We start from the raw sequence: 5,523 nt of genomic DNA on the forward strand, positions 1-5,523 counted from the left end.
GGTTGGTCTCGCAGAGCTGCGGCGACGGCAACTTGATCTCGACGGACTTGCCGTCTGCGGTCTGGACGATGGCCCCGTCACCGATCTTGGTGAAGTCGACGTACGCCTCGACGCTGCCGGCCCCGACGAACAGGGTGCGCTCGTTGAGCAGGAAGTCCGGAACGTTGCGCCGGTCGTTCTGGGTGTCGACCACGACCTGGAAGTTGCCCTCGGCGGCCACGTAGCGGCTGAGGTCCTGGATCGACTTGAGCAGCGGTGGCTGGCTGCGGTCGGTCTGCTCCTTGGCGAACGGGTTGCGGAACTCCGGCAGGATGCCGGTCGCCTGAATGCCGAGCAGCACGATCACGGCCAGCGCGGCGGCGCCGAGCAGCAGGAGCAGACCTCGGGCCGCCCCACCACCCCCGCCGGTGCCACCGGTCGTCGGGCCACCGGGGCCAGCCGGGTCGGCGGGGTCGCCGGTGCCCTCCGGGGTATCGGTGGTCCACTCGGGTGTAGCGGTCGACCGCACCTTGAGATCGTCACCGGTCGGGTAACCGGGGAACTCCCTCGTGGGCTCGTTGCTGCCAGCGTCGCGGGCCATCACGCTCACCGTCCTCGTCAGACACGTCGTCTGTCAATGACGGTACGGCCCCGTTACGACAGTCGCGCGGCGAGCGCCAGGAAGCGACAAAGGAGCAGGTCAGGCGAATGCGGAGAGCCCGGTGAGCCGCTGTCCGATGACCAGTTGGTGGATTTCCGAGGTGCCCTCGTAGGTCAGCACGCTCTCCAGGTTGTTGGCGTGCCGCATCACCGGGTACTCGCCGGAGACGCCGTTGGCGCCGAGGATGGTGCGGCACTGCCGGGCGATGGCCAGCGCCTCCCGTACGTTGTTCAGTTTGCCCACGCTGACCTGCTCGGGCCGCAGCCGCCGGGCGTCGGCGAGCCGGCCCAGGTGCAGCGCGAGCAGTTGCCCCTTCACCAACTCGACGGCCATGTCGGCGAGCTTCGCCTGGGTGAGCTGGAACCCGGCCAGTGGGCGACCGAACTGGGTGCGGGTGGTGGCGTACGCCAGTGTGGTTTCCAGGCAGTCGCGGGCCGCGCCGACGGAACCCCAGACGATGCCGTAGCGGGCCTCGGTGAGGCAGCTCAGCGGCGCCTTGAGGCCGACCGCCTCGGGCAGTCGGGCGTCGGCCGGGAGCCGGACGTCGTCGAGCACGATCTCGCCGGTCACCGACGCGCGCAGCGACATCTTGCGGTGGATCTCCCGGGCCGTGACGCCGGGCGTGTCCATTGGTACGGCGAAACCCCGTACGCCCTCGTCGGTGCGGGCCCAGATCACCGCGACGTCCGCGATCGGGGCGTTGGTGATCCACATCTTTCCGCCGGTGAGCACCCAGTCGTCGCCGTCGCGGCGGGCCCGGGTGGCCATCGAGGCGGGGTCGGAACCGTGGTCCGGCTCGGTCAGGCCGAAGCACCCGATCGCCTCACCGGTGGCCATCGACGGCAGCCAGCGTTGCTTCTGCTCCTCACTGCCGTAGCGCCAGATGGCGTACATGGCGAGCGATCCCTGCACCGAGACCAGCGAGCGGACGCCGGAGTCACCGGCTTCCAGCTCCTGGCAGGCGAGCCCGTAGGCGACCGCTGAGGTGCCGGCGCAGCCGTAGCCGGTCAGGTGCATGCCGAGCAGGCCGAGCTTGCCGAACTCGCGGGCCAGCTCCCGGGCGGGCACCCGGCCGTCCTCGTACCACTCGGCGACGTGGGGCCGCACCCGGTCGTCGACGAGTTGGCGGACGACGTCACGGACCTGCCGCTCCTCCTCGCTGAGCGACGGGTCCAGGTCGAGCAGGTCCAGCGGAGCGGTCATGGACGCCACCCTAACGAAGCTTCAGGCCGGACCGCTCACTCGATCGGCTCGGAGAGCACCAGCACCCGGGCGTGGATCTGGTTGCGCTGCTGGAGGGCGGCGCGCAGCGCCCGGTGCAGCCCGTCCTCCAGGTAGAGCCCACCGTTCCACTGCACCACGTGCGGGAAGAGGTCACCGTAGAAGGTGGAGTCCTCGGCGAGGAGCTTGTCCAGCGCCAACTCGCGCTTGGTGGTGATCATCTGATCCAGGCGCAGTGGCCGCGGCGGGATCTCCGCCCACTGCTTGAGCGTCAGATTGTGCTCCGGATAGGGACGCCCGTCCCGGACCGCTCTGAAGATCACGACGGCACGCTCCCCTCCCCGTGGCCGGGCCGACCGACGGCGCCGAGCCGGGCCGCGGCGGGCACCGCGCGGCGCGGCACCGATGACCGTGCCAGCCTAGCCGCCCAGCGCACGCTGCGTTCTGCTCCCTGATGTCAGTTTCGCTATCGCTCGTCCGATCCTCAACCGGACGAACGGGACGTCAGCCTCAGTTCCACCGACCGCGTCGCACAACCTCGTCCATCGGACGACGCCCCCGACGCAACGACGGTGACCGATGGTCAGCGGCCCGGTAACCGATTGTGACGGCACCGATGGGCTGGTACTCCGCCGGCACGCCGAACGCGTCCCGGTAGGTGCCGAGCCGCTGCGGCGGAATGCCGAAGAAGCACGCCCCCAGCCCCTCGTCCACCGCGGTCAGCAGCATCAGCAACGCGGCGAAGCCGGCGTCCACGTGCCAGTACGGCACCGGCCACCGGTCCGGGGACTGATCCGTCCAGCCCTTGTCCGGCTCCGCGTACCGCCGCAGGTAGGCCGACTCGTTGGCGTGCGGCACCACGATCAGCGGTGCGCGGCGCATGCCGGCGAGCCACCGCTGACGCCCACCCCCGTCGGGGGTGGTGGCGGCCCAGAACCGGTCCCGGTCGACCGGCTCCTCCAGCACCAGGAAACCCCAGCCCTGGGCGAAGCCGGCCGACGGCGCGCGGACCGCGTGGTCGAGCAGCCGGTCCACCCCGTCGGGCGGGACCGGACGGTCCGGGTCGTAGTTGCGCACCATCCGCCGACGGCGGACGACCTCGGCGAACTCCATCAGGCGCCGGGGCGGATGCCCCAGGCACCTCGCCAGGTCGTGCCGGGCTTGAGGGTGAGCAGATCCTTGCCCGACCGGAACGCGTCCGGGTGGACGGCCGGCTGCTGCCGGTGGGGGTGACCCCGGTGAACACCTGCCACCAGCCGAACTCGGCATCCGCCCAGATGCTCACACCGGTCGCGCCGTCCGGCGCGGAGAGGCTCACCGACGAACCGCCGTCGGCGTCGCGGATCACGTCACCGAAGCAGGAGTCCAGGACGGCGGCGCCGATCCGGCGGGGGCTGGTCCAGTCGTACTCGGTGCCGGCCACCGGGGTCACCCCCACCGGCAGCAGCCGGCCGTCCACCAGCACCCGGCTGCGGGTGGGCAGCCGCAGCACCAGGTCGTCCACCGCGACGCCGGGCAGTTGCAGGTACGGGTGCACGGAGAATCCGAACGGCGCCAACTCCCCGCCGATGTTGGTCACCTCGTGCTCGGCGCGCAGCCCGTCCGCGTCGACGCTCCACCGGCTGCGCAGCCGCAGCGGCCACGGGTAGCCGAGCTGCGGCGGCAGGTGGTAGCCGACCGTCACGGCGTCCGCGGACTGCTCCAGCAACTGCCACGGCACCCAGTTGACCAGCCCGTGGATGGCCACGTGCCGCTCCGGCTCGGTCAGTGCGAGCTGGTGCGTCCGCTCCCCGAACGAGTAGCGGCCATCGCGGATCCGGTTCGGCCAGGGGGCCAGCACCTGCCCGGTGCAACCCGGGCAGACCTCGTCGGTCCGGTACCCGTCGACCACGTCGACGCCGTCATGCCGGTACGTCCGGAGCCCACCGCCCACCTCCACGATGACGGCCTCGTGGCCGGCGGCGGAGATGGTCCACTGGGCGCCGGAGAACGGGCGCTGATCGGGGCTTTCCATGCCGGCGACCCTAACCGGTCAGGCCCGGTCGCCGCTTGACGCCGTCGCCGCCCGGTAACGCAGCAGCACCGGGAACGCGACAGCGAGCACCACCACGAGCACCGCGGAGGCGAGCCCGCCGGCCACCCAGGCCACCCCGCCGCCGAACCCGGCAGCCATGGTGCCGGCCCGCAGGTCGCCCAGGCGTGGCCCACCGGCCACCACCACCGTGTTGACGCCCTGGAGTCGGCCGCGCATCCGGTCCGGCGCGTAGACCAGCAACATGGACTGACGCAGCACCGCGCTGATCAGGTCGGCGGCGCCGGCCACGGCGAGCAGCACGACCATCAGCCAGAGCTGGTGGGCCAACCCCGCCGCGGCGATCGCCAGGCCCCAGCCGACCACCGCGAGCACCAGGCCGAGCCCCTGCCGGCGGAGCCGGCCGATCCAGCCGGAGGTCAGCCCACCGATCATCGAGCCGATCGCGATGGCGCTGTAGAGCAGGCCGACCGAGCCACCGCCGCCGAACCGCTCGTGCGCGATCTCCGGAAAGAGAGCCCGCGGCATGGCGAGGATCATCGCGATCAGGTCCACCGCGAAGGACAACAGCAGGACCGGGGTGGTGGCCAGGTAGCGGAACCCGTCGATGACGCTGGCCAGGCCGGCCTTTCGGGCCTGGCCGTCGGCGGTGGGCTCGGGCGGCAGCGACGGCAGCCGCAGCGCCGCCCAGAGCATCGCGGTGAACAGCACCGCGTCCAACCCGTACGCGATCGGCAGCACCACAGTGGTGTCCGGCGAGGCGGAGAGGATGAGACCGGCGGCGAGCGGGCCGGCGACCGAGGCGGCGGTGAAGGTCGTGTAGTTCAGCGTGGTGGCGGACGCCACCAGGTCGTCCGGCACCAGCCGGGGCAGCATGGCGCCGCGGGCCGGCGAGCTGCTCGCGAAGGCCACCGACTGCACCGCCATCAACGCCAGCAGCAGCACCGGGCTGCCGACGTCCAGCACCGCCTGGAGCAACAGACCGAGGGTGGATGCCCAAAGCAACAATGAGCCACCGAGCAGCACCGCACGCCGGTCGCGGGCGTCGGCGACCGCGCCGCCCCAGAGCCCGAAGACCAGCAACGGTACGAAGGCGGCAATCCCCAGCAGGCCCACCCAGAACGAGTCCCGGGTCAGGGCGTACATCTCCACCGGCACCGCGACGGCGGTGAACTGGAAGCCGAACATCGCCACGGTGTTGCCGAGCCAGAGCCGCCGGTACGCCGGGACCCGCAGCGGACGCACGTCGATCGCCCAGCGGCGCGCGGCGCGCGGCCGGGTCTCCTGCACTCCCGTCACGGCGCCAACCGCTCGACGATCCAGGCACCCTCGTCCCGGCGACGGAAACGGAGCCGGTCGTGCAGCCGGCTGGCCCGACCCTGCCAGAACTCCACCGACTCGGGTTGCACCCGCAGCCCGCCCCAGTGCGACGGGGTCGGGATGTCGGCCTGGCCGGCGAAGCGTTCGGCCACCTCCTGGTACCGCTGCTCCAGCGCCGCCCGGCCCGACACGACCTGCGACTGAGGGCTGGCCCAGGCGCCCAGTTGGGAGCCGCGCGGCCGGCTGGCGAAGTACGCCTCGCTCGTCGCGCGGTCGACGGGCGTCACCCGCCCGGCGACCACCACCTGAC

The 5,523-nt window shown here is 72.0% G+C and carries 6 protein-coding genes and 1 pseudogene; all 7 read right to left on the minus strand.

The window, feature by feature from the left end; translation table 11 throughout:
• Positions 1–580, minus strand: a 580-nt coding sequence (locus tag KBX53_RS20575) for a DUF4230 domain-containing protein (RefSeq protein ID WP_210861079.1), incomplete at its 3' end; no start/stop codon positions are given.
• A gap of 99 nt (positions 581–679) precedes the next feature.
• Entirely contained in the window at positions 680–1,843 is a 1,164-nt protein-coding gene (locus KBX53_RS20580) for an acyl-CoA dehydrogenase family protein (RefSeq protein ID WP_030329610.1), read from the minus strand.
• Positions 1,844–1,878: 35 nt separating this feature from the next.
• On the minus strand, positions 1,879–2,184 hold the full coding sequence (locus KBX53_RS20585) for a type II toxin-antitoxin system VapB family antitoxin (protein ID WP_030329612.1): 306 nt from the start codon (positions 2,182–2,184) through the stop codon (positions 1,879–1,881).
• 187 nt (positions 2,185–2,371) lie between these two features.
• Positions 2,372–2,974, minus strand: coding sequence for a nitroreductase family protein (locus KBX53_RS20590; protein ID WP_210861081.1), 603 nt, complete (start codon positions 2,972–2,974; stop codon positions 2,372–2,374).
• Positions 2,975–2,982: 8 nt separating this feature from the next.
• A pseudogene (locus KBX53_RS20595) lies at positions 2,983–3,875 on the minus strand (aldose 1-epimerase family protein); the annotation flags it as partial.
• Positions 3,876–3,893: 18 nt separating this feature from the next.
• On the minus strand, positions 3,894–5,192 hold the full coding sequence (locus KBX53_RS20600) for an MFS transporter (protein ID WP_210861083.1): 1,299 nt from the start codon (positions 5,190–5,192) through the stop codon (positions 3,894–3,896).
• On the minus strand, positions 5,189–5,523 hold a 335-nt coding region (locus tag KBX53_RS20605), incomplete at its 5' end, for a pyridoxal 5'-phosphate synthase (RefSeq protein ID WP_210861085.1). The genes KBX53_RS20600 and KBX53_RS20605, both read right to left, overlap by 4 nt.

Origin of the sequence: Micromonospora sp. M51 (genome assembly GCF_018070305.1) — a bacterium.
GTDB classification, from domain to species: Bacteria; Actinomycetota; Actinomycetes; order Mycobacteriales; family Micromonosporaceae; genus Micromonospora; species Micromonospora parva.

Excerpts from the sequence above, each read along its gene's own strand:
- KBX53_RS20590 (WP_210861081.1), bottom strand. The coding sequence starts at position 2,974 with ATGGAGTTCGCCGAGGTCGTCCGCCGTCGGCGGATGGTGCGCAACTAC.
- KBX53_RS20580 (WP_030329610.1), bottom strand. The coding sequence starts at position 1,843 with ATGACCGCTCCGCTGGACCTGCTCGACCTGGACCCGTCGCTCAGCGAG.